General features: G+C 70.4%; 20 protein-coding genes and 2 pseudogenes. 11 read left to right on the top strand and 11 right to left on the bottom strand.

Annotated elements, in window-relative coordinates:
• Positions 1 to 37: 37 nt before the first annotated feature.
• From ACGFU7_RS03700 to ACGFU7_RS03710, 3 genes are all read right to left on the bottom strand, one after another.
• A complete protein-coding gene (locus ACGFU7_RS03700) occupies positions 38 to 850 on the bottom strand; it encodes an enoyl-CoA hydratase/isomerase family protein (protein WP_393691987.1) in 813 nt (270 codons plus the stop codon).
• 122 nt (positions 851 to 972) lie between these two features.
• On the bottom strand, positions 973 to 2,145 hold the full coding sequence (locus ACGFU7_RS03705) for an adenylate/guanylate cyclase domain-containing protein (protein WP_393691989.1): 1,173 nt from the start codon (positions 2,143 to 2,145) through the stop codon (positions 973 to 975).
• Positions 2,146 to 2,480: 335 nt separating this feature from the next.
• Positions 2,481 to 3,386 (bottom strand): biotin--[acetyl-CoA-carboxylase] ligase, encoded by a 906-nt coding sequence (locus ACGFU7_RS03710; RefSeq protein WP_393691991.1) that lies wholly within the window; start codon positions 3,384 to 3,386, stop codon positions 2,481 to 2,483.
• A 133-nt stretch (positions 3,387 to 3,519) separates the two neighbouring features.
• Between ACGFU7_RS03710 and ACGFU7_RS03715 the strand changes: the two genes are divergently transcribed.
• The 4 genes from ACGFU7_RS03715 (at position 3,520) to ACGFU7_RS03730 (ending at position 6,369) form a co-directional block, all read left to right on the top strand.
• Positions 3,520 to 5,103: an acyl-CoA carboxylase subunit beta gene (locus ACGFU7_RS03715; protein WP_393691993.1), complete on the top strand. Its 1,584-nt coding sequence runs from the start codon at positions 3,520 to 3,522 to the stop codon at positions 5,101 to 5,103.
• A 13-nt stretch (positions 5,104 to 5,116) separates the two neighbouring features.
• Positions 5,117 to 5,323 carry an acyl-CoA carboxylase epsilon subunit gene (locus ACGFU7_RS03720; RefSeq protein WP_393691995.1) on the top strand — a complete coding sequence of 69 codons (207 nt, stop codon included), beginning with the start codon at positions 5,117 to 5,119 and terminating at the stop codon, positions 5,321 to 5,323.
• Between the two features lie 168 nt (positions 5,324 to 5,491).
• The gene (mmpB, locus tag ACGFU7_RS03725) at positions 5,492 to 5,620 is read left to right on the top strand and encodes a morphogenic membrane protein MmpB (RefSeq protein ID WP_093900106.1); all 129 of its coding nucleotides are present in this window, start codon (positions 5,492 to 5,494) and stop codon (positions 5,618 to 5,620) included.
• 137 nt (positions 5,621 to 5,757) lie between these two features.
• A complete protein-coding gene (locus ACGFU7_RS03730; RefSeq protein ID WP_393691997.1) occupies positions 5,758 to 6,369 on the top strand; it encodes a nucleoside triphosphate pyrophosphatase in 612 nt (203 codons plus the stop codon).
• Positions 6,370 to 6,412: 43 nt separating this feature from the next.
• Here ACGFU7_RS03730 and ACGFU7_RS03735 read toward each other — a convergent pair whose 3' ends face one another.
• Positions 6,413 to 6,868 (bottom strand): hypothetical protein, encoded by a 456-nt coding sequence (locus tag ACGFU7_RS03735; protein WP_393691999.1) that lies wholly within the window; start codon positions 6,866 to 6,868, stop codon positions 6,413 to 6,415.
• A 410-nt stretch (positions 6,869 to 7,278) separates the two neighbouring features.
• Here ACGFU7_RS03735 and ACGFU7_RS03740 point away from each other — a divergent pair, with 410 nt between their 5' ends.
• Entirely contained in the window at positions 7,279 to 9,033 is a 1,755-nt protein-coding gene (locus tag ACGFU7_RS03740; RefSeq protein WP_393692001.1) for an acetyl/propionyl/methylcrotonyl-CoA carboxylase subunit alpha, read from the top strand.
• 88 nt (positions 9,034 to 9,121) lie between these two features.
• Here ACGFU7_RS03740 and ACGFU7_RS03745 read toward each other — a convergent pair whose 3' ends face one another.
• Positions 9,122 to 10,570 (bottom strand): MFS transporter, encoded by a 1,449-nt coding sequence (locus ACGFU7_RS03745; RefSeq protein ID WP_393692003.1) that lies wholly within the window; start codon positions 10,568 to 10,570, stop codon positions 9,122 to 9,124.
• A gap of 117 nt (positions 10,571 to 10,687) precedes the next feature.
• Here ACGFU7_RS03745 and ACGFU7_RS03750 point away from each other — a divergent pair, with 117 nt between their 5' ends.
• Positions 10,688 to 11,287: a TetR/AcrR family transcriptional regulator gene (locus ACGFU7_RS03750; protein ID WP_393692005.1), complete on the top strand. Its 600-nt coding sequence runs from the start codon at positions 10,688 to 10,690 to the stop codon at positions 11,285 to 11,287.
• A 312-nt stretch (positions 11,288 to 11,599) separates the two neighbouring features.
• Here ACGFU7_RS03750 and ACGFU7_RS03755 read toward each other — a convergent pair whose 3' ends face one another.
• Complete coding sequence (locus ACGFU7_RS03755) at positions 11,600 to 12,580, bottom strand: DeoR/GlpR family DNA-binding transcription regulator (RefSeq protein ID WP_393692007.1); 981 nt, start codon at positions 12,578 to 12,580, stop codon at positions 11,600 to 11,602.
• A 186-nt stretch (positions 12,581 to 12,766) separates the two neighbouring features.
• Entirely contained in the window at positions 12,767 to 14,206 is a 1,440-nt protein-coding gene (locus ACGFU7_RS03760; RefSeq protein ID WP_393692009.1) for an NAD(P)H-quinone dehydrogenase, read from the bottom strand.
• Between the two features lie 260 nt (positions 14,207 to 14,466).
• Here ACGFU7_RS03760 and ACGFU7_RS03765 point away from each other — a divergent pair, with 260 nt between their 5' ends.
• From ACGFU7_RS03765 to ACGFU7_RS03775, 3 genes are all read left to right on the top strand, one after another.
• Complete coding sequence (locus ACGFU7_RS03765; protein WP_072486709.1) at positions 14,467 to 14,904, top strand: gamma-glutamylcyclotransferase; 438 nt, start codon at positions 14,467 to 14,469, stop codon at positions 14,902 to 14,904.
• A 102-nt stretch (positions 14,905 to 15,006) separates the two neighbouring features.
• Positions 15,007 to 15,831 (top strand): purine-nucleoside phosphorylase, encoded by an 825-nt coding sequence (locus ACGFU7_RS03770; protein ID WP_393692011.1) that lies wholly within the window; start codon positions 15,007 to 15,009, stop codon positions 15,829 to 15,831.
• 139 nt (positions 15,832 to 15,970) lie between these two features.
• Positions 15,971 to 17,611: a phospho-sugar mutase gene (locus tag ACGFU7_RS03775; RefSeq protein WP_393692013.1), complete on the top strand. Its 1,641-nt coding sequence runs from the start codon at positions 15,971 to 15,973 to the stop codon at positions 17,609 to 17,611.
• A 133-nt stretch (positions 17,612 to 17,744) separates the two neighbouring features.
• Here the strand turns inward: ACGFU7_RS03775 and ACGFU7_RS03780 are convergent.
• Positions 17,745 to 18,582, bottom strand: a pseudogene (locus tag ACGFU7_RS03780) (phosphate ABC transporter ATP-binding protein).
• A gap of 330 nt (positions 18,583 to 18,912) precedes the next feature.
• Positions 18,913 to 19,503, bottom strand: a complete 591-nt coding sequence (locus tag ACGFU7_RS03785; RefSeq protein ID WP_393692843.1) for a TetR family transcriptional regulator — start codon at positions 19,501 to 19,503, stop codon at positions 18,913 to 18,915.
• Positions 19,504 to 19,607: 104 nt separating this feature from the next.
• Between ACGFU7_RS03785 and ACGFU7_RS03790 the strand changes: the two genes are divergently transcribed.
• Positions 19,608 to 20,543: an oxidoreductase gene (locus ACGFU7_RS03790; RefSeq protein ID WP_393692015.1), complete on the top strand. Its 936-nt coding sequence runs from the start codon at positions 19,608 to 19,610 to the stop codon at positions 20,541 to 20,543.
• A 6-nt stretch (positions 20,544 to 20,549) separates the two neighbouring features.
• On the opposite strand, the pseudogene ACGFU7_RS03795 reads toward ACGFU7_RS03790, so the two are convergent.
• Positions 20,550 to 20,651: pseudogene (locus ACGFU7_RS03795) on the bottom strand (transposase); the annotation flags it as partial.
• A gap of 117 nt (positions 20,652 to 20,768) precedes the next feature.
• On the bottom strand, positions 20,769 to 21,533 hold the full coding sequence (locus ACGFU7_RS03800) for a GAP family protein (protein WP_393692017.1): 765 nt from the start codon (positions 21,531 to 21,533) through the stop codon (positions 20,769 to 20,771).
• A gap of 611 nt (positions 21,534 to 22,144) precedes the next feature.
• Between ACGFU7_RS03800 and ACGFU7_RS03805 the strand changes: the two genes are divergently transcribed.
• Positions 22,145 to 22,735 (top strand): hypothetical protein, encoded by a 591-nt coding sequence (locus tag ACGFU7_RS03805; protein WP_393692019.1) that lies wholly within the window; start codon positions 22,145 to 22,147, stop codon positions 22,733 to 22,735.
• Positions 22,736 to 22,819: the final 84 nt, after the last annotated feature.

The following is a 22,819-nucleotide window of genomic DNA, read 5'->3' on the forward strand; positions in this document are numbered from 1 at the left end:
GCTGCGTGTCTCTTCGATCACGCAACGTCATGCGCCCTCACTCGCCGGGCCAGTTCGGCTTCCTCTTCTCGTTGAACGCGGCCACACCCTCGGCCCGGTCGCCGGAGAAGGCCACCGAACGCCAGGCGGCGTCCTCGACTTCGAGACCGGCCCGCAGATCGAGGCCGTGCCCGAGCCGCAGCGCCCGCTTGGCGGCCCGCAGCCCCACCGGGGAGTTGGCGGCAATCCGGCCCGCGAGTGCCAGCGCGGCCTCGCGGTCCCGCCCCGCCTCCACCAGCTCGTCGACCAGCCCCGAATCATGGGCCTCGGCCGCCTCCACCCGCCGGGCCGTGAAGACCAGCTCGGCGGCGCGCGCCGCACCGATCCGCCGCGGCAGCAACTGCGTACCGCCGCCGCCCGGGATGACACCGACCGACACCTCGGGCAGGCCCACCACGGCCGTGCGGTCGGCGACGATCAGATCGCAGGACAGGGCCAGCTCGAATCCGCCGCCGAGCGCGAAGCCGTGCACGGCCGCGATCGTCGGCATCGGCAGTTCGAGTACGCCGGTGTACGCGGCGCGGGCGATGGGCCGCTGGCGCAGCAGCTCGGCGTCGGTGAAGGAATTCCGCTCCTTCAGGTCGGCGCCCACACAGAAGGCCCGCTCGTGGCTGGAGGTGAGGACGGTGGCCCGTACGTCCGGGTCGGCGGCGAGCGCGGCACAGGCGGCGGCGAGCGAGCGGGCCATGTCCGTGGACACGGCGTTCATCGCCTTGGGCCGGTCGAGGACCAGCTCGGCGACGTGTTCCTGCCCCTCGTGGACCCGTACGACGACGAATTCCCCGAACCGCTGCTCGGACGTGACGGTCATGACTGCACCCCTCCGGTTAACGAGCGTTACCGGAGGGATCCTATGGGTCGCCCCCGACAGCGGTCCCCGGGGAGTTCAGGCCCGGGGCCTGTCCGGCCTCGATCCGCCGGACAGGCCCCGGGTCAGGACGTACCCCGGCGCGCCAGCAGCCAGGGTTCCACGACGCCGAGTCCGCGCACCGGGCGCTGCCACATCGGCTGCAGCCCGTAGCGGTACTTGGGCAAGGACGTCGACTCCACGCCGTCCTGGCGCTCCTTCTCGGCCATCGCGGCCTCCTCCGACGCCTGCGCCTCGGAGGCCGGGGCGTCGCCGGTACGGGTCAGCTCCTCCGCGAACGCCCCGTCCACCAGGACGGCGTCCTTCGGCGCTATCGAGGTCAGCCGGCTGGCGAGGTTCACCGTCGTACCGAAGACATCGCCCATGCGGGTGGTGACCGTGCCGAACGCGATGCCGACGCGCAGCGCGGGCATCGTCTCGTCCTGCGCCATCGCCTCTATCAGGCGCAGCGCGATCTCGGCCGCGGTGCCCGCGTCGTCGGCGGCGTAGAGGACCTCGTCGCCGAGGGTCTTGATGAGCCGGCCGCCATGGGCGGCGACCAGGTCGGCGCAGGTGGTCTCGAACGCCTCGACCAGCTCGCCGAGCTCCTCCTCCTCCAGCCGCCGGGTCAGCCGGGTGAACCCGACGAGGTCGGCGAAGCCGACGGCCAGGCGCCGGTCGACCATCTCCTCGTCGTCGGCGGCCTGCACGACCCGGCCGGTGGCGGCGGCGAGCTGGCGCCGCCACACGTACACCAGGAACTCCTCCAGCTCCGGCAGGAGCAGCTCGACCAGCGGGTACGTGACCTCGGTCCGGGTCATTCCCGGCTCGGGCGGCTCGGTCAGCCCCTCCAGGAAGGAGTCGATCTGCCACTCCGCCAGCCGGGCGGTGGTCTGCCCGGTGGACCGGGCCACCTGGATCGCCATCGGCTCGCTGAGCAGCCCCGCCTCGACGAGACCGGCGAGCCGGCGCAGCGCCAGCACATCGGCCTCGGTCAGCGCCCTGGCCTGCCCGATGTCGGCGAAGCCCATGGCCCGCCAGAACCGGGAGGCCAGGTCCATCGAGACGCCGGCGGTACGGGCCGCCTGGAACGGCGTGTAGCGACGGTCGGCCCCCAGGATCAGCTGTTCCAGCCGGATCGCGAGGGGATCGTCGGTCGGTTCCGCCGTATGGTCGACTTCGTGATGCGGTGTCGGGTGGACCGAGGGTTCCGACGGGGGCTCCGCGCCCGCGCCGGAGGTCGTGTCGTCGACGGTCACCAGCCGCCTCCTGCCCGTTCCCTGCGCACTGCCCTGCCGATCTGTCGGTGGATCGCCTCAACGATACGGCAGGTGTGCCGTGGCTCACGTCCCTGAGTCGTCCCGGAATGTTCCTGGGTGAGCCGGGTGGGGCGTGGGTGGTTGCAGCCGGTGGTGGGTTTCCGGGAGGGCACGGTCTCATGCCCCGGTGCGTGTCCGGGTGAGACCGAAGGCTCGGCAGGTCAGGCCCACCGGGGCGGCACACGGGGCGTCGCAGGGCAGGGTGATTTTCAGCCCGCCCTGCGATCGAGGACGAAACGGCAACCGGACGGGCCCGGTGAACCGACGCACGCCCCTCAGACCAGGCCGCCCCCAGCGCCTCGCAGATGCACGATGTCGCCCGCCGATACGGGTTCCTGGAGGCCGTCGTCGGTGGACAGGACCAGTCGGCCGTCGCTGTCGATCGCCACGGCCTCGCCGGTGAGCGTGCGGTCGCCGGGCAGCTGGGCCCGTACCGTCCGGCCGAGCGTCGCGCAGCCCGCCGCGTACGCCTCCTGCAGACCGCTCGCCGCCGCGTCGCCGTCCGCCGCGCGCCACTGGCCGTACCAGTGCTCCAGAGAGCGCAGCACGCCCCGCAGCAGCGTCTCCCGGTCGGTGGAGACCGCTCCGGCCAGGGCCAGCGAGGCGGCCGTGGGGGCGGGGAGTTCGTCGGTGCGCAGGGAGACATTGAGGCCGATGCCCACGACGACGCCGTTCCCGGCGCGCTCGGCCAGGATGCCGCCCGCCTTGCGTTCCTCGCCGCGTGGGGTCTCCCCCGGACGGAGCTTGCCGGAGTCCTCGGGGACGGTCACGAGGAGGTCGTTGGGCCACTTCAGTGCCATGTCGACGCCCGCCGCGCGTGACAGACCCGTCGCCGTCGCGACGCCCGCGAGCAGCGGCAGCCAGCCCCACCGGTGGACGGGGATGTCGCCCGGCGTCAGGAAGACGGAGAAGAACAGGCCCGAACGGGCCGGAGCCGTCCAGGTGCGGTCGAGACGGCCGCGGCCCGCGGTCTGTTCCTCGGCGACCAGCACGGCGCCTTCGGCGAGCCCCGCCGCTGCGCGCCCGGCAAGATCGGAGTTGGTGGACCCGGTGGTCTCCACGACGTCGAGCGAGGTCCACAGCCCGCCCGGCCGCAGCAGCCCGCGGCGCAGCGCGGGGACGTTCAGGGGTGGTCGGTCCAGGTCCGACCAGCGGCTGTGAGGCGCATCCGAAGGTGTCATGCAAGCCAGACTAGGTGTGGCAAACGACGCACTGCCGATCCGTATCCACGCCGATACGCTACGGATCAGTAGGTGTTCAGTACCTGATCAGCAGCACAGTCGTCCCCGTGACCAGGCAGGGAGCCGCCACCCGATGTCCGAGCCGGAAGAGATCGACATCCACACCACCGCGGGCAAGATCGCGGACCTGCAGCGCCGTATCGACGAGGCAACGCACGCGGGCTCCGAGCGCGCGGTCGAGAAGCAGCATGCGAAGGGCAAGTTGACCGCCCGCGAGCGGATCGACCTGCTGCTCGACGAGGGTTCCTTCGTGGAGCTCGACGAATTCGCCCGGCACCGCTCCACCAACTTCGGCATCGAGAAGAACCGCCCCTACGGAGACGGCGTCGTCACCGGCTACGGCACGGTCGACGGCCGCCCCGTCTGCGTGTACTCGCAGGACTTCACCATCTTCGGCGGCTCGCTCGGCGAGGTCTACGGTGAGAAAATCGTCAAGGTGATGGACTTCGCGCTGAAGACCGGCTGCCCGGTCGTCGGCATCAACGACGGCGGCGGCGCCCGCATCCAGGAAGGTGTGGCCGCGCTCGGCCTGTTCGCCGAGATCTTCCGCCGCAATGTGCACGCCTCAGGCGTCGTCCCGCAGATCTCGCTGATCGTCGGACCGTGCGCGGGCGGCGCGGTCTACTCCCCCGCGATCACCGACTTCACCGTCATGGTCGACCAGACCTCGCACATGTTCATCACCGGCCCCGACGTCATCAAGACCGTCACCGGCGAGGACGTCGGTTTCGAGGAACTCGGCGGCGCCCGCACCCACAACACCACCTCCGGTGTGGCACATCACATGGCGGGCGACGAGAAGGACGCCATCGAGTACGTCAAGTCGCTGCTGTCGTACCTCCCTTCGAACAACCTCTCCGAAGCGCCGGCCTTCCCGGACGAGGCGGACCTCGCCACCACCGACGAGGACCGCGAGCTCGACACCCTCATCCCGGACTCGGCGAACCAGCCGTACGACATGCACGCCGCCATCGAGCACGTGCTGGACGACGGCGAATTCCTGGAGACCCAGAGCCTGTTCGCGCCGAACATCATCACCGGCTTCGGACGCGTCGAGGGCTACCCGGTCGGCATCGTGGCCAACCAGCCGATGCAGTTCGCCGGCTGCCTGGACATCAACGCGAGCGAGAAGGCGGCACGGTTCGTCCGCACCTGCGACGCCTTCAACGTGCCCGTCCTGACCTTCGTCGACGTCCCCGGCTTCCTGCCCGGCGTCGACCAGGAATACGGCGGCATCATCCGCCGCGGCGCCAAGCTGATCTACGCCTACGCGGAAGCGACCGTCCCGCTGATCACGGTGATCACCCGCAAGGCCTTCGGCGGCGCGTACGACGTCATGGGCTCCAAGCACCTCGGCGCCGACATCAACGTCGCCTGGCCGACCGCGCAGATCGCCGTCATGGGAGCGCAGGGCGCCGTGAACATCCTGCACCGCCGCACCATCGCCGCCGCCGAGGACCAGGAAGCGACCCGCGCCGAGCTGATCGCCGACTACGAGGACACCCTGCTCAACCCGTACGTGGCGGCCGAACGCGGCTACGTCGACGCGGTGATCATGCCCTCCGACACCCGCGCCCACATCGTGAAGGGGCTGCGCCAGCTGCGCACGAAGCGGGAATCGCTGCCCCCGAAGAAGCACGGCAACATCCCCCTCTAGAAAGGGTCTGGCCATGATCAAGGTCGTACGGGGCAACCCGACCCCTGAGGAGCTGGCTGCCGCACTGGCGGTGGTCCGGGCGCGCGCCGCGGCGACGGCCGATATGCCGTCCGGCGCACCGGCGCTGCCCGGCCAGTGGTCCGACCCGGGTCGTATCGCCCGGCGCGAACGCCATCTGCCGGGGCCGCGGGCCTGGGCGCGGACGTTCTGGCCCGGGTAGTCGCAGCCGTAGTCGCAGGAGTACCTGATCGCGCACGTTTTCGGAGGCCTGGGCCCCTTTGGGGTCCGGGCCTCCGGTGCGTCCGGGCGCGATCTGGTCCGTACGCACCAGGGCGGCTGAGTACCTGTACTCAGGCGCGGTATCCACCACCGCAGCAGGATCGGTTCCATGCTGTGGTCCGACCCGGAGAACAAGCCGCCGAAGGAACTGCGCGACGCCCAGGACATGATGCGGCGCGCGGGGCTGGTGCTTGCGCTCGCGATGGTGGTCGCGATGTTCGTGCTCGGGACGCGGTGAGTCCTCGGGACGCGGTGAGGGGGTGCACGGGGCTCCGCCCCGGACCCCGCGCCTCAAACGCCGACGAGGCTGGATTTCGCCCCGGGACCGGCTGATCCACTGCCCGGCAGGTCGGATGCCGGCCCGCCCCTTCTACGATGGCGCGTATGACTGATCAGCGCCGTCTCGTGCTCGCCTCCGCCTCCCCCGCCCGTCTCGGTCTTCTGCGACAGGCCGGATTCGCGCCCGAGGTGATCGTCAGCGGAGTGGACGAGGACGCGCTGAGCGCCCCGACGCCGGCCGAGCTTGCGCTCGTTCTCGCCAAGGCCAAGGCCGCCGCGGTGGCCGGCCGGCCGGAGGTGGCGGGTGCTCTGGTCATCGGATGCGACTCGGTGCTCGAACTCGACGGCGAGGCGCTCGGCAAGCCGGCCGACAGCGAGGAGGCCATCGCCCGCTGGAAGTCCATGCGCGGCCGGGCCGGCGTGCTGCAGACCGGCCACAGCGTGATCGACACCGCGACCGGACGTACGGCCTCGGCGACCGCCTCCACGACCGTCCGCTTCGGCGAACCGACAGACGCCGAGATCGCCGCCTACGTGGCCTCGGGCGAGCCGCTCCACGTGGCGGGCGCCTTCACCCTGGACGGCCGCTCGGCACCGTTCGTCGACTCCATCGAGGGCGACCACGGCAATGTCATCGGGCTCTCGCTCCCGCTGCTGCGCCGACTGCTGGGCGAGCTGGGGATCTCCGTGACCGAGCTGTGGGTCTGAGCCGGACCGCCTCAGCCGGACCGTCTCTGTGGGACCGTCCGAGTCAGGCCGTGGCCGGAGCGCTCGGTTCGGCGTCGTCCGTGGGCCGGTCGGCCTCTGGCTCGGGGCCGTACGCCACCAGCGTCAGCACGATCAGCCCGAGCACCACCATCAGACACGCAAACGCGGCCCAGCCGACCAGCCCCACGGTCAGCGCGCCCAGCACCCCGTGCACCACGGCGCAGGTGATGAGGGCGATGCGGCCGATACGGCCCGGGGCCCGGTCGCGGATGCCGGTCAGCAGGAGGATCAGCCCGCACAGCAGCAGATACAGGCCGAAGAAGCCGCCCATCGCCCAGGTGCCGTTGGACATGGCGGCGGGTTCCATCCCGGCCAGTGACATGCTCTGGTTCTTGACGACCGTCGCCAGGATGCCGTTGATGGCCACGATGCCCACGGCCTCCACGAACAGCACGATCGCGGTCACGAACGCCACCGGTCTGCGCACCACGGTGCTCACCCCCTGTTACCTGCAGTACGTGCGATAGCGCGGACCCTACTAACGGGTAACGCTCCGGACAAGGGCCCCGGCAGCCTTCACTCTCGCCCCGTGTCTCCGACGCGCACCTGTGCGCTTTCCCCGCGCCCCCTTGTCGCGCCTCTCATGCGTCGGGCAAAGAATCGTTCGCCCGTTAGTGGGGACTCGACAAAGAAACACCGGGCGTGGCTGCTTGCACGAACAGAGACCTGGACCACACCTCGTGGCTACTGTGCGGTCATGAATCCCGGCGTACCGTGGTGCCACAAGGGATTTCGCGACTTGAGCAAGCCTCGAATCACACTCCGTGTGGGCAAGCTCACCATTGGGGACGGGTCGTAGGGCCGTGTCGGTAGTCCCTAAACTCAGCTTGTTTCAAGGAGGGAGCCATCGTGCGCAAGGTGCTCATCGCCAACCGTGGCGAAATTGCTGTCCGTGTTGCTCGGGCATGCCGGGATGCCGGAATCGGGAGCGTGGCCGTCTACGCCGACCCGGACCGCGACGCTCTGCATGTACGTGCGGCCGACGAGGCATTCGCTCTGGGCGGTGACACCCCGGCCGCCAGCTACCTGGACATGGCCAAGGTGCTCCAGGCTGCCAAGGACTCCGGGGCGGACGCGATCCACCCGGGCTACGGCTTCCTGTCGGAGAACGCCGAGTTCGCCCAGGCCGTCATCGACGCGGGCCTGACCTGGATCGGCCCGCCGCCGCAGGCGATCCGGGATCTCGGTGACAAGGTCGCCGCCCGTCACATCGCGCAGCGCGCCGGTGCCCCGCTGGTGGCCGGTACGCCCGACCCGGTCGAGGGCTCCGCCGAGGTCGTGACGTTCGCGAAGGAGCACGGGCTGCCGATCGCGATCAAGGCCGCCTTCGGTGGTGGCGGCCGCGGGCTGAAGGTGGCGCGCACGCTGGAGGAGATCCCGGAGCTGTACGACTCCGCGGTCCGTGAGGCCGTCGCGGCGTTCGGCCGAGGGGAGTGCTTCGTGGAGCGCTACCTCGACAAGCCGCGCCACGTCGAGACGCAGTGCCTGGCCGACAGCCACGGCAATGTCGTCGTCGTCTCCACCCGTGACTGCTCGCTCCAGCGCCGCCACCAGAAGCTGGTCGAGGAGGCCCCCGCGCCGTTCCTCTCCGAGGCGCAGAACGCGGAGCTGTACGCGGCGTCGAAGGCCATCCTCAAGGAGGCCGGTTACGTCGGTGCGGGCACCGTGGAGTTCCTCGTCGGCACGGACGGCACCATCTCGTTCCTGGAGGTCAACACCCGCCTCCAGGTCGAGCACCCGGTCACCGAGGAGGTCACCGGTCTCGACCTGGTCCGGGAGATGTTCCGGATCGCCGACGGTGAGAAGCTCGGGTACGACGACCCGGCGGTACGCGGGCACTCGTTCGAGTTCCGGATCAACGGCGAGGACCCGGGCCGCGGCTTCCTGCCCGCCCCGGGCACGGTGACGGTGTTCGCCCCGCCGACCGGTCCGGGTGTCCGTCTGGACGCGGGCGTCGAGTCCGGTTCCGTCATCGGCCCCGCCTGGGACTCGCTCCTGGCGAAGCTCATCGTGACCGGTGCGACCCGTGAGCAGGCGCTGCAGCGCGCGGCGCGTGCGCTGGCCGAGTTCAATGTCGAGGGCATGGCCACCGCCATTCCGTTCCACCGTGCGGTCGTCACCGACCCGGCGTTCACCAGCGACCCGTTCCGGATCCACACCCGCTGGATCGAGACCGAGTTCGTCAACGAGATCAAGCCCTTCACCGCCACCGCCGATGTGGAGGCGGAGGAGGAGACCGGCCGCGAGACGGTCGTCGTCGAGGTCGGCGGCAAGCGTCTTGAGGTCTCGCTGCCCTCGTCGCTGGGCATGAGCCTGGCCCGTACGGGACTCGCGGCGGGCGCCAAGCCCAAGCGCCGCGCGGCGAAGAAGACCGGCTCCGCGGTCTCCGGCGACACCCTGGCGTCCCCGATGCAGGGCACCATCGTCAAGATCGCCGTCGAGGAGGGCCAGCAGGTCCACGAGGGCGACCTCATCGTCGTCCTGGAGGCCATGAAGATGGAGCAGCCGCTGAACGCGCACCGCGCCGGCACCATCAAGGGACTCGCCGCCGAGGTCGGCAGCTCGGTCTCCTCCGGCGCCGTGATCTGCGAGATCAAGGACTGATCGAGCGGTACCCGACGTTTTACCGGGGCCCCTGCGGAGTCGTACGACTCCGCAGGGGCCCCGGTCGTTCGTTCGACGGCGGTGTGCGTCATTCCTCGGCGGGTGGCGCGGCGGCCGTTCTCGCGGCGAGCAGCAGGATCAGGGTCAGCGCCAGGAAGCCGGCCCCGGCGAGCAGCCCCGTCGAGTAGCCGTCCACCGTGCCGTCCGGCCCCGGCAGATCCGCCGCCCGGACCGCGGCCCCGTACACCGTCACCAGCGCGGAGAGACCCAGTGCGCCGCCAACCTGCTGCATGGTCTGCATCAGTCCGGACGCGGCACCGGCCCGGTCCGGGGTGACGCTGGTGAGGATCAGGACGCTGAGCGGCATGAAGACGAATCCCAGCCCCAGTCCGTTGATCAGGAGCGGTCCGAACAGCGCTGTCCAGTAACCGCTGTCCGTGGAGAGCATGCTCTGCAGAAGGATTCCGGCGGCGGCGAGAACCAGACCGCCGCCCGCGGTGCGCCGCAGACCGTAGCGGGCGAGCGCCCTGGCCGCGAGCATGGACGAGGCGAAGATGCCGACCGCGAGCGGCAGGAAGGCGAGCCCGGTGCGCAACGGGCTGTAGTCGCGGACAAGTTGGAAGTACTGGGTGTCGAAGTAGAAGACCCCGAACATCGCGGCGGGCACCAGCAGCATCCCGGCGAAGGCAATGGCACGGTTCCGTACGGCGAACAGATCGAGCGGTACGACGGGCTGCCGCACCCGGCGCTCCACCGCCAGGAATGTGCCCAGCAGCACGACCGCCGCGACGAACGCCCAGGTCACCTGGGCATCGCCCCAGCCGTGATCGGCGGCGCGGATGAACGCGTACACGAGCGCGGTCACCCCCGACGTACCGGTGAGGGCGCCACCGATGTCGAAGCGGGCGCCGCGGATACGGGTCGTCTCGCGGATGGCGAGCGGGGCGAGCGCCACGACGGCGAGGCCCACGGGGACGTTGATGAAGAGGGTCCAGCGCCAGGAGCCCACGTCGGTGAGTACGCCACCGAGGATCATCCCGATCGCCGAACCCGCGGCCGCCACGCCGGTGAACAGGCCGAGCGCGCGGTCGCGTTCGGGTCCTGCGGCGAAGGTGGTGGTGATCAGCGCGAGCGAGGACGGTGCGGCGAGCGCGGCGCCGACGCCCTGCGCGGTACGGGCGACGAGCAGCAGCGACGAGCTGTCGACGAGGCCGCCGAGCAGCGAGGCGACGGTGAAGACGAGCACGCCGATGGTGAGTGCGCGGCGGCGGCCGATGAGGTCGCCGAGCCGGCCGCCGATGAGCATCAGTCCGCCGAAGGCGAGGGTGTACGCGTTGAGCACCCAGGACAGTCCGGCGGGGCTGAAGCCGAGTTCCTTGCCGATGTCGGGCAGCGCGATGTTCACGACGGTCGCGTCCAGGATCAGCATCATCTGGCAGGTCAGGATCAGCGCGAGGGCGAAGACGGGGCGGTGCGGTAACGCGGTGGCGGGGGCCGTTGCGATGTCTGTCGTGGTGTCGGTTTCTGTTTCCGGCATGGCGGTAGTGCCTCCAGGGGACGTTAAACGGAGGGGACCTCCGCAACGATACGGAGGCACCCTCCGGATGCGCAATGGCATCCTGGACCCTGGGGCGGAAAAAGGGAGGACTGCGCAATGGCGATGAGCACGGCACAGACGCCGGCCCGGCCCATGCGTGCCGACGCGCGCCGCAATTACGACCGGCTGCTGGGTGAGGCCCGTACCGCCTTCGCGGAACACGGCACCGATGCGTCCCTGGAGGACATCGCGCGGCGTGCGGGCGTGGGGATCGGCACGCTGTACCGGCACTTCCCGAACCGGCACGCGCTGATGAACGCCGTCTTCCAGGAGGCCCTGACCTCCCTGATCACCCGTTCCCGCGAACTCGCGGGGGCGGAGCAGCCGTGCAGGGGTCTGGTGGAGTGGCTCGGTGCGATCATCACCCATGCGGGTGAGTACCGCGGGCTCGCCCAGGCGCTCATGTCGACGTCACGGGACGAGACTTCGGCACTGTCGCAGTGCAATGTGCCGCTGCGCGAGGCGGGAGCGGTGCTGTTGACGCGGGCTCAGGCGAGCGGGGCGGTGCGGGCGGATGTGTCCATCGACGACCTGATGCAGCTGACGAACGCGATCGCGCTGGCTGCGGAGCAGTCGCCGGATGATCCGGAGTTGGCGGGGCGGCTGCTGATGCTGACCTTGCAGGGGCTGAAGGGGCCGAACGCGGAGGGGGGGTGAGGGGGGTGCGGGTGCGGGTGGCCGTGGGCGTTGCGGGTCCGCTGCGCGGGGCCTGTTCCCCTACCCGCCCCTTCCCGTAACCGGGGCGCTGCCCCGGACCCCGGTCCTCAAACGCCGGACGGGCTTGAACAGCGACCAGGGCTCCGCCCCCGGACCCCCGCGCCTCAATCGCCGGAGGGGCTTGATTTCGGCGCGCGAGACGGGGATGCGCCGGGGCGAAAACCCAGCCTCGCCGGCGTTTGAGGCGCGGGGTCCGGGGCGGAGCCCCGGTTCGGGAAGGGGCGGGTCGGGGAAAAAGAAACCCCCACCCCCCTACCGCCGCCGCAGATCCGCCACCCTCGCCCGGTCCCCTTGCCCCTGCCCCGGTTCCGCCAGCGCAGCAGCGCTCCGCAGCTGCTGCGGGCCGGGCCCCCCGGGCCCACCCCCGCGCGTACGACGCTGCCCGGGCAGTGGCATGTCCCGGCGGGCCTGGCGGCCCGGCGGGAGGGCCTCGGCCGGTGCGGGACCGCTTCCGGCGCCGGCCACCGCGATCTGCACCCCCTGGTCGGCCAGAGCCTGCAGCTCGGTGGCGGCACGGTCGTCGTGGCCGGGCGGTTCGTCCGTCACCAGACGGGTGATGAGATCCGTCGGCACCGTCTGGAACATGGTGTCGGAGCCGAGCTTGGTGTGGTCCGCCAGGACCACCACCTCGGCCGCCGCCTGCACTAGGGCCCGGTCCACGCTCGCGGAGAGCATGTTGGACGTGGAGAGGCCGCGTTCCGCAGTGAGCCCGCTCCCGGAGAGGAACGCGCGCGAGACCCGCAGCCCCTGGAGGGACTGCTCGGCCCCACTGCCCACCAGGGCGTAGTTGGAGCCGCGCAAGGTGCCGCCGGTCATCACCACTTCCACCCGGTTGGCATGGGCCAACGCCTGGGCGACCAGCAGTGAGTTGGTGACGACGGTCAGCCCGGGGATCCGCGCGAGCCGGCGGGCCAGCTCCTGCGTGGTCGTACCGGCACCGACGACGATGGCCTCGCCCTCTTCGACGAGACCGGCGGCCAGGTCGGCGATGGCCGTCTTCTCGGCGGTGGCGAGATGGGATTTCTGCGGAAAGCCGGACTCCCGCGTAAAACCGCCCGGCAAGACCGCACCGCCGTGCCGGCGGTCGAGGAGTCCTTCTGCCTCCAGCGCCCGCACGTCCCGCCGTACGGTCACTTCGGAGGTCTGGACGACGCGGGCGAGCTCACGGAGCGATACTGCCCCGTTGGCACGCACCATTTCGAGGATCAACTGACGACGTTCTGCAGCGAACACGAAACTGACAGTAACGTGACCGCCCGAGTGTTTTCAGCAGTTTGCGCCGAATAACAGAAGTTGTACATACAAGGGGCCGCCAAGTGGTATAGGCGGCCCCGTTGTTGTTCCGTACTGATCGTCAGACGGTCACCCGCCCGCCCGAGTTGCCGGGAGTTGCCGGAGATTGCCGGTTCCCGAAGGCGCTTACGCCTCGCCCGTGAGCTTACGGGTGTGCAACTGACGGGCCACTTCCGCGATCGATCCCGACAGGGACGGATACACAGTGAAAGCGTTTGCGATCTGTTCCACCGTCAGATTGTTGTCGACCGCGATCGAGATGGGGTGGATCAGCTCGCTCGCCCGCGGCGCGACGACACAGCCGCCTACCACGATGCCGGTGCCGGGCCGGCAGAAGATCTTGACGAAGCCGTCGCGGATGCCCTGCATCTTGGCGCGCGGGTTGCGCAGCAGCGGCAGCTTGACCGCCCGGGCGTCGATCTTGCCGGAGTCGACGTCGGCCTGGCTGTAGCCGACGGTGGCGATCTCGGGGTCGGTGAAGACGTTCGAGGAGACCGTCTTCAGGTTCAGCGGGGCCACCGCGTCACCGAGGAAGTGGTACATCGCGATACGGCCCTGCATGGCGGCGACCGAGGCGAGGGCGAAGATCCCGGTGACGTCACCGGCCGCGTACACGCCGGGGGCGCTGGTGCGGGAGACCTTGTCGGTCCAGATGTGGCCGGACTCCTTGAGCCGGACCCCGGCCTCCTCCAGGCCCATGCCCGCGCTGTTCGGGATCGCGCCGACCGCCATCAGGCAGTGCGAACCGGAGATGACCCGGCCGTCGGCGAGGGTGACCTCGACCCGGTCGCCGACGCGCTTCGCCGCCTGGGCGCGGGAGCGGGCCATGACGTTCATGCCGCGGCGCCGGAAGACGTCCTCCAGCACGGCGGCCGCGTCCGGGTCCTCGCCCGGCAGCACCCGGTCGCGGGACGAGACGAGGGTGACGCGCGAGCCGAGCGCCTGGTAGGCGCCCGCGAACTCGGCACCCGTCACACCGGAGCCGACCACGATGAGCTCCTCCGGGAGCTCGTCGAGGTCGTAGACCTGGGTCCAGTTCAGAATGCGCTCGCCGTCGGGGAGCGCGTCCGGGATCTCCCGGGGGTGGCCACCGGTCGCGATCAGTACGGCGTCGGCGGTGAGCGTCTCCTCCGTACCGTCGGCCACGGTCACGACGACCTTGCGGGAGCCGTCCGCGGCCTGGAGGCCCTGGAGGCGGCCGCGGCCGCGCATCACGCGCGCCCCCGCACGGGTGACGGAGGCGGTGATGTCGTGGGACTGGGCGAGCGCCAGACGCTTCACGCGTCGGTTGACCTTGCCGAGGTCGACGCCGACGACGCGGGCCGCCTGCTCTATGTGCGGGGTGTCGTCCGCGACGATGATGCCCAACTCCTCGTACGAAGAGTCGAAGGTGGTCATCACCTCTGCCGTCGCGATCAGGGTCTTCGAAGGCACGCAGTCGGTGAGCACGGACGCGCCGCCGAGGCCGTCGCAGTCGACGACGGTCACCTCCGCGCCGAGCTGGGCGCCCACCAATGCCGCCTCGTACCCGCCGGGTCCGCCGCCGATGATCACGATCCGGGTCACGAAAAGTCCGCCTCGCGTGTGTCATCCCGCGGCCGTCTGCTGCCCCGGCCGGGGGTCCGGGGGGCCGCCCCGGGGAATGCAGTACGTACTTCATTGTCCCGCACGCGCCAAGGTGCTTCGCCCCGGGGCCCTCCATACGTGCGCCGGGGCCTGCGCGGCGGGGTTCCGGGACGGGAAGCGGAACCCCGTACGGACCCCCGAACGGGGTCTTCCTCACAGGAATCGACGTTCCGCCCACCACCTCCCGTACCCTCGATCCCATGTCGCTCTACGCCGCGTACGCCGGCAACCTCGACGCGCGGCTGATGACGCGCCGCGCACCGCATTCCCCGCTGCGCGGCACCGGCTGGCTCAACGGCTGGCGGCTGACCTTCGGCGGGGAGCAGATGGGCTGGGAAGGCGCGCTCGCCACGGTGGTGGAGGCCCCCCGTTCCCAGGTCTTCGTGGCGCTGTACGACCTGGCGCCGATGGACGAGGACTCCATGGACCGGTGGGAGGGTGTCGGCCTCGACATCTACCGGCGGATGCGGGTGCGTGTGCACACCCTGGACGGCGAGGAGCCGGCCTGGATGTATGTGCTGAACGGGTACGAGGGCGGGCTGCCGTCCGCCCGCTATCTGGGCGAGATCGCGGACGCCGCGGAGTCCGCGGGCGCGCCGCACGACTATGTGATGGAACTGCGCAAGCGCCCCTGCTGACCCGGCCGACCAGCGCTTTTGTGTGAATGTACGAAGAAGCGTGTGCAGACTCTATGCATAGGCATCTACGCGCGTAGGGAATCACCGGCTACCCTCATCCGCGTGAACGCATCAGTTATTCCGGACAACATCCAGGGCGACCCGTACGCCGCCGCTACCGACGCCGCCGCCCGCCTGCGCGAGCTGACCGGCGCCGAGACCCACGACGTCGCGCTCGTGATGGGTTCCGGCTGGGCACCCGCGGGCGATGCGCTCGGCACTCCGGAGGCCGAGTTCCCGGTGACCGACCTGCCCGGTTTCCCGGCGCCCGCCGTGCAGGGGCACGGCGGCACGATCCGCTCGTACCGGATCGGCGAGAAGCGTGCCCTGGTCTTCCTCGGCCGCACGCACTTCTACGAGGGCCGCGGCGTCGCCGCCGTCGCGCACGGGGTCCGTACCGCCGTCGCCGCGGGCTGCAAGACCGTCGTCCTGACGAACGGCTGCGGCGGTCTGCGCGAGGGCATGCGCCCCGGGCAGCCGGTCCTGATCAGCGACCACATCAACCTGACCGCGGCGTCCCCCATCATCGGCGCCAACTTCGTCGACCTGACCGACCTGTACTCGCCGCGGCTGCGCGCGCTGTGCAAGGAGGTCGACGAGACCCTCGAAGAGGGTGTGTACGTGCAGTTCCCCGGCCCGCACTACGAGACCCCGGCCGAGATCAACATGGTCCGCGTCATGGGCGGCGACCTGGTCGGCATGTCCACCGTGCTGGAAGCGATCGCCGCACGGGAGGCGGGGGCCGAGGTCCTGGGCATCTCGCTGGTCACGAACCTGGCGGCGGGGCTGAGCGGGGAGCCGCTCAACCATGAAGAGGTGCTGCAGGCGGGGCGGGATTCCGCTACGCGGATGGGGGCACTGCTGGCGCGGGTGCTTGAACGGATCTGAGCCGGGCCCCGCGCCTCGAACGCCGACGAGGCCGAAATTCACGCCGCACCCGGCACAATCAAGCCCCTCCGGCGATTGAGGAGCGGGGGTCCGGGGGCGGCGCCCCCGTAACCCCCCACCCCGCAGAAAGGCGGACACCGTGCAGCAGGACCTCATCGCGCAGGCCAGGACGTGGCTCGCGGAGGACCCCGATCCCGAGACCCGTGACGAGCTCGCCAAGCTCATCGACACCGAGGACCTCGGCGAGCTCGCCGCACGGTTCGCCGGCACGCTGCAGTTCGGCACGGCCGGACTCCGCGGTGAGCTGGGGGCCGGGCCGATGCGGATGAACCGCGCGGTCGTCATCCGCGCCGCGGCCGGACTCGCCGCGTACCTCAAGGCCGAGGGACAAACCGGCGGGCTCGTCGTCATCGGGTACGACGCCCGCTACAAGTCCGCCGACTTCGCCCGCGACACCGCGGCCGTGATGACCGGCGCGGGCCTGCGCGCGGCGGTACTCCCCCGCCCGTTGCCCACGCCCGTACTGGCGTACGCCATACGGCACCTGGGCGCCGTCGCGGGCGTCGAGGTGACCGCCAGCCACAATCCGCCGCGCGACAACGGCTACAAGGTCTATCTCGGCGACGGCTCGCAGATCGTCCCCCCGGCGGACGTTGAGATCGCCGCCGCGATCGCCGCGGTCGGCCCGCTCGACGGCGTGGCCCGCCCCGACAACGGCTGGGAGATCCTCGGTGACGAGGTCCTGGCGGCCTACCTGGCCCGTACGGACGCCGTGCTCGCCACCGGATCGCCGCGTACCGCCCGGGTCGTGTACACCGCGATGCACGGCGTCGGCACCTCCGTACTGACCGCCGCCTTCGCCCGGGCCGGGTTCCCGGAGCCCGTGCTCGTCGCCGAGCAGGCGGAGCCCGACCCGGCGTTCCCCACCGTCGCCTTCCCCAACCCGGAAGAGCCCGGCGCGATGGATCTCGCCTTCGCCACCGCACGCCGTACGGCCCCCGACCTCATCATCGCCAACGACCCGGACGCCGACCGCTGCGCCGTCGCCGTCCCGGACCCCGCCACCGACGGCGGCTGGCGGATGCTGCGCGGCGACGAGGTCGGGGCGCTGCTCGCCGCCCACCTGGTGAACCGCGGTGTGACCGGTGTCTTCGCCGAGTCGATCGTGTCGTCCTCGCTCCTCGGCCGGATCGCCGAGAAGGCGGGCCTGGGCTACGAGGAGACGCTGACCGGCTTCAAGTGGATCGCCCGCGTGGACGGCCTGCGGTACGGGTACGAGGAGGCGCTCGGCTACTGCGTCGACCCGGAAGGCGTACGCGACAAGGACGGCATCACGGCCGCGCTGCTCGTCGCCGAACTCGCCTCCGTACTCAAGGAGCAGGGGCGTACGCTCCTCGACCTCCTCGACGACATCGCGGTCGACCACGGGCTGCACGCCACCGACCAGCTGTCGGTCCGGGTCGAGGACCTGTCGGTCATCGCGGACGCCATGCGGCGGCTGCGCGAGCAGCCTCCGACCGCGCTCGCCGGTCTCCCCGTCACCTCGGCCGAGGATCTGTCACAGGGCACCGAGCAGCTGCCGCCCACCGACGGGCTGCGCTACCACCTCCGGGGCGCCCGGGTGATCGTCCGCCCGAGCGGCACCGAGCCGAAGCTCAAGTGCTACCTGGAGGTCGTGGTGCCGGTCGGTTCGGCGGACGAGCTGCCCGCGGCCCGTGCGAAGGGTGCGGAGCTGCTCGCCGGGATCAAGCGGGACCTGGCGGCGGCGGCCGGGATCTGACCTGTTGTGACCGCCGGCTTCACGTACGCATCAAGTACGTGAAGCCGGCGTCCGGGGCCCACGCAGGACTGGGGTCGCGCCGCCGGGTCCGTACTACGACCGCACCCGGTGAGCACGGCGGGCCCGCGGGGTGTCATCCGAAGCGGCCGTTCACATAGTCGGCGGTCCGGGCGTCCTGCGGGGAGTCGAACATGTCGTCGGTCGGGCCGTGTTCGACGATGACGCCCGGTGTGTCCTGCTCGGCGAGGAAGAAAGCGCAGTGGTCGGAGACCCGCGCCGCCTGCTGCATGTTGTGCGTGACGATCACGATGGTGACCTCCTCCTTGAGGTCGGCGATGGTCTCCTCGATCCGGCGGGTGGAGGTCGGGTCGAGCGCGGAGCAGGGTTCGTCCATCAGCAGAACTCGGGGGCGTACCGCCAACGACCTCGCTATGCACAGGCGTTGCTGCCGGCCGCCGGAGAGCGCGCCGCCGGGCCGGCGGAGCCGGTCCTTGACCTCGCGCCACAGACCGGCCTTTGGTCAGGCACTCCTCGACGAGGTCGTCCCTGCCGCCCCTGGCCACCTTGATGCCGTTGAGTTTCAGGCCCGCGAGGACGTTGTCGTACAGGGACATGGCGGGGAACGGGTTGGGCTTCTGGAAGACCATGCCGATCTCGCGGCGGGCGCGGGTGATGCGGCGGCCGCGGTCGTAGATGTCGTCGCCGTCGAGCAGCACCCGGCCGGCCGGCGAGGCGGAGCCGATCAGTTCGTGCATCCCGTTGAGGATGCGCAGGAAGGTCGACTTGCCGCAGCCGGACGGGCCGATGAGGGCCGTGACCTCCAGGGCGGGCATGTGCAGGGAGACCCGGTCCAGGACCTTGTGGTCGCCGAACCGGGCGGAGACCGCTTCGGCTTCGAGGGTGGCGGGGGAAGCGGTGACGGTGCGCGGGCGGTTCGACGCGGCGGCGGGCAGCGGAATGGTCTCGGTCATGGGATCGGTCAACTCCTTCGTTCTCAGAGGAGGTTGGGGAGGAGGCGAGTGGCGGCACCGGCGACCGCGAGGCCGAATGCGGCCAGGACGGGTCCGGCGGTGATCCAGGTCTGCCAGTTCCCCCGGACCCGGTGCAGCCAGACCGTGAGGAGCGCGGCGGCGAGCAGCGCCTGCGACCGGAGGAAGACCGCGAGCCAGGCGCCGCCTCCCCCGCTCTCCGCGCCGAGCGCCTCTTCGGCGGGGCCGATCCAGCCGAGGCGGACGTAGCAAGGCGGGCCGGGCTGGACGGGGGGCGTTCCGCTCGGGCGCCTCGGCGCTCCGGCCGGCGGGCTACTGCCGCGCGACGGCGTCCAACGCCGGGGCGATGAGGGCGAAGGCCCGGTCGGTCAGTTCGGCGGGATCCTCGGCACCGTCGCTGCCGCTCCACCGTTGCAGCACGGCATCGAAGGCGGCCAGCGCCATCCCGGCGGCAAGCTGCGGGTACAGATCGGTGTCGGGGTCGAGCCCCAGGCGGTGCGCCAACTCCGCTGTCAGGTCGACGCGCCACTGCGCCTGGCGCTCCAGGAAGCGTGCGAGCAGGGCAGGGGTACGCAGAATCAGCTGAACCACCGGCAGCGCCCTGTCCGAGTGGTCGCCACAGGCGGCGATGGAGACCCAGACGGCGTGCCGCAGCGCCACGGAGGGCCGCTCCTCGACGGGGCGGGCCGCCAGCTCCGCGCGAATACCGGTGCCCATGTCGGCCAGGAACTGGACGACCACGTCCTCCTTGGACGCGAAGTACCGGAAGAACGTCCTCTTGGACACACCGGCGGCGGTCGCGATCTCGTCGATGGTGACCACGTCGAACCCCTTCAGCGCCAGCAGTTGCAGCGCCGCTTCGGTCAACTCGTTCGAGACGAGCTGACGTTTGCGCTGGGCCATGCTCACTTCAGGGCGGGAACTCACCGAACCATGGTAACGCCATGCCTTGCTTGACACCAAGTGACATCTTGACACTCGATGCCACTAGAGGCAATCTGTGCCGCATGACACAGCAGCAGCGCTGGACTCACGAGCAGATCCCGGACCAGACGAAGCGGGTGTTCGTCGTCACCGGAGCCAACAGCGGCCTCGGCCTGGCGACCACCCGGGCGCTCACCCGCCGGGGCGGGCACGTGATCCTTGCGGTACGCGACGAGGAAAAGGGCCACCGGGCGGTCGCGGAGATCAACGCCGAGCAGCCGGGCGCAAGCCTCGAAGTGCGCCACCTCGACCTGGCCGATCTCGACTCGGTCCGGGCTTTCGCCGCTCGGTTGCGCACCGACCGTCCGCACCTGGACGTGCTCGTCAACAACGCCGGCGTGATGGCGCCGCCCCGCTCGCTGAGTGCGCAGGGCCACGAGCTGCAGTTCGCCACCAACCACCTCGGCCACTTCGCGCTCACCGGCTTGCTGCTCGACCTGCTGACCGTCGGGCACAATCCCCGCGTCGTCACGGTGAGTTCGATCAACCACCGGCAGGGGCGCATCCACTTCGATGACCTCGACGGCGAGCGCACGTACAAGCCCATGGCCTTCTACAACCAGTCGAAGCTCGCCAACGCCGTCTTCGGGCAGGAACTCCACCGCCGGCTGACCGAGGCCGGCAGCCCGGTGCGCAGCGTGCTCGCCCATCCCGGCTATACCGCCACCAACCTGCAGACGAGTGCGCCGATCGGCATGGTGAAGGTGCTGTTCGGCCGCATCCTCACCCCGCTCGCCCAGCCCCCGGCCCGCGGCGCGCTGCCCCAGCTGTACGCGGCGACCGACCCGAATGCGGAGGGCGGCCAGTTCATCGGCCCGGACGGCCCGGCCGAACTGCGCGGCGGACCGGCACGCGTCCAGTTGTCCCCCACGGCAGCCGACACCGAGACCGGCCGCCGCCTGTGGGAGGTGTCGGAACAACTGACCGACGTACAGTTCGTGTTCCCGAGCCCTGTCTAGTCCGCATCAGGCAGCGTTCGCCCTGCTGACTACCTCGCGGAGGCGTTTGTCGGCGGCGTGCTTGTTCCGCCGGATGATGTAACGGCGGACCATGCCGCCCTGCTCCCGCTCGCGGACCAGCCGCCTGCGGCCGCCCAGAGCCTTGGCCCGCTCCTTGCGGATCTCGAACATCGCATCCCCTCCTCGTCGGCGTCTCCGCAGCCAACACCCACGGCTCCTCGGCTGTCAGGAGGTGAGGATCGAGATGCCGTCTCCGAGCAGTTTCAACCCGAGAACGAAGAACAGGACCGCCATCACGGCGATATTGTGCTGGGCTGCCCAGTCTTTCCAATTGCTGAGCGTGGTTTTGGCTCGCTCTCCCCCGAGCAGGAAGACTCCCAGTGGGGCCAGCAGGCCGAGGGTGGCGATCAGGACGAAGATCGCCAGCGATGCGATCTGCTGCCCGGCCGGCAGTCCGGCTGAGCCGATCGCGGCGCCCGCGGCAAGGGTCAGCGGGGCGTTTTTTGCGTTGAGTGCGGCCAAGGCCAGTCCGAGTCCGAAGACCTTGACCGGCGTGAGGCGGTCGATCGCGCCCATCCACTTCGGCAGCTGGGCTTGCGAGGGATCCGCCGGGCGGCGGTGCCATTGCCGGGCGCCGAAGAGGACGAGGAGCACGCCCAGAGCGAGCTTGAGAGCTCCCACCCAGGTGGCCGGGTGATTGTGGGCGGAGGCGCCTGCGGGGGAGGCGATCGCCAGCATCACCGCGCCCAGTGCCGAGAGTCCCAGGATCCAGCCGGCGGCGAACAGCTGTCCGTTGAGGCGTCCGCGAGGCGTGGCGAGTATGAGGATGATTGCAATGATCGGGAGCGGGCTGATCGCAACGCCGGCCGCAAGACCCAGCACGTCACCGAGAACTTTGCCCATGGTTGCCTCCAGGTGGGGGATCAGGGTGGCGATTGAATTGGGCAAGGCTTGGCGGAAGTGGGTGACCCGACGGCCTGCCGTGGACATCCCCGGGGCCTGCAGAAGGACCCCGGACCGTGAGTCGCCGCCCCTCCGGAAGCGGTCCTCCTTCTGAACGGCGAACTCCTCGGCGGTCAGCACCCGTCCCGCAGCTTTGGCCGGATGTTCCGGACTGCTGAGCGCCTCGACGCGCAAACCGGCTGACGGTGCAGCCGGGGCGACGCCTGGGCGGAGCAACGACGACATACCCGGCAGGTCCCGATTCCATATTCCTGCGCCTTTCCGGATCTGTCCTCAGGAGCTTCTCAGGACGCGAGGACCTTGGCTTTTGCCTGCTCGTAGCCCGTGGTGGTGCCTTCCCCGAGCCCGACAGCAAGCCGGCACCAGAAGATGCTCTCCTTCTCGGCACCGTGACGGACGAGGCACATCTCTACGGCCTATCGGGCACGGACCGTAGCCGGCCGGTGTCGGGGAATCGTGAACTCATCAGGCCGGACCCCGCAGTGCCGGAGCCTCTCGAGGATCCGCCCCCGGGTAACCACATCACCCATGACGAGGGATGCGAGGCGGCGCGTACGCAGTCAGGATTAGTGGTGAGGGCGATGGCACCTCATATTCGAGCGCTTGGCGCCCCTCGGACCGATTGGCAGGAGACCCCGATGACTCCGACGACAGGTGCAACCCAGTCAGCTCAGCCCGAGCGCCCGGGCATGAAGGATGGGGTGTGCAGCGAGTTCACCGTCTTTACCAAGATCAAGCCGGGCCATGCGGATGCGCTGCGTGAGGATCTCGCCGAGCTCGCCAGGGGGTCGGCCGACGTGGCGAACCGTGCGGCGCTGCGCCAGATCGGCACCCTGCACGACGCACGCCATGTGATGTTCGACAATGACACCCGGCACATGTTCGCCAGCGTCTTCGACGGCTCCTGGGACACCTACATCGACGACTTCGGCAAGACGGTGGTCGGGGCCCGCTTCGACAAGGTCTTCTCGCACACCGAAGGGTTCCCCGGCATCGCCGATCCGGGGGTGAAGGACTGGTTCGTCGCCCAGCAGGCGCCCGCAGGGGTCTTCGTCAGCTCCTATCCCGATCTGACCGTTCAGCAGATCTGGAAGGACCAACGCGTGAACGAGGCGTTCCAGGCGGTGCTGGACACCCCCGAGTTCCGGGCGGCGCTGGACAACCCGGCCAACGCGGAGTTGCTGGCCACGCCGGCCTTCCAGAAGCTGTTGGAGGAAGCCGCAGGCTAGAACCCGGACGCGACCACCCCTCAGAGCCGACCCGACATCGTGGGCCGCGTCGGGGGCGCGTGCCAGCCGCTGCAGGGCTGTCCA

The sequence above is a fragment of the Streptomyces sp. NPDC048473 genome (genome assembly GCF_043200155.1).
In the GTDB taxonomy this organism is placed as follows: domain Bacteria; phylum Actinomycetota; class Actinomycetes; order Streptomycetales; family Streptomycetaceae; genus Streptomyces.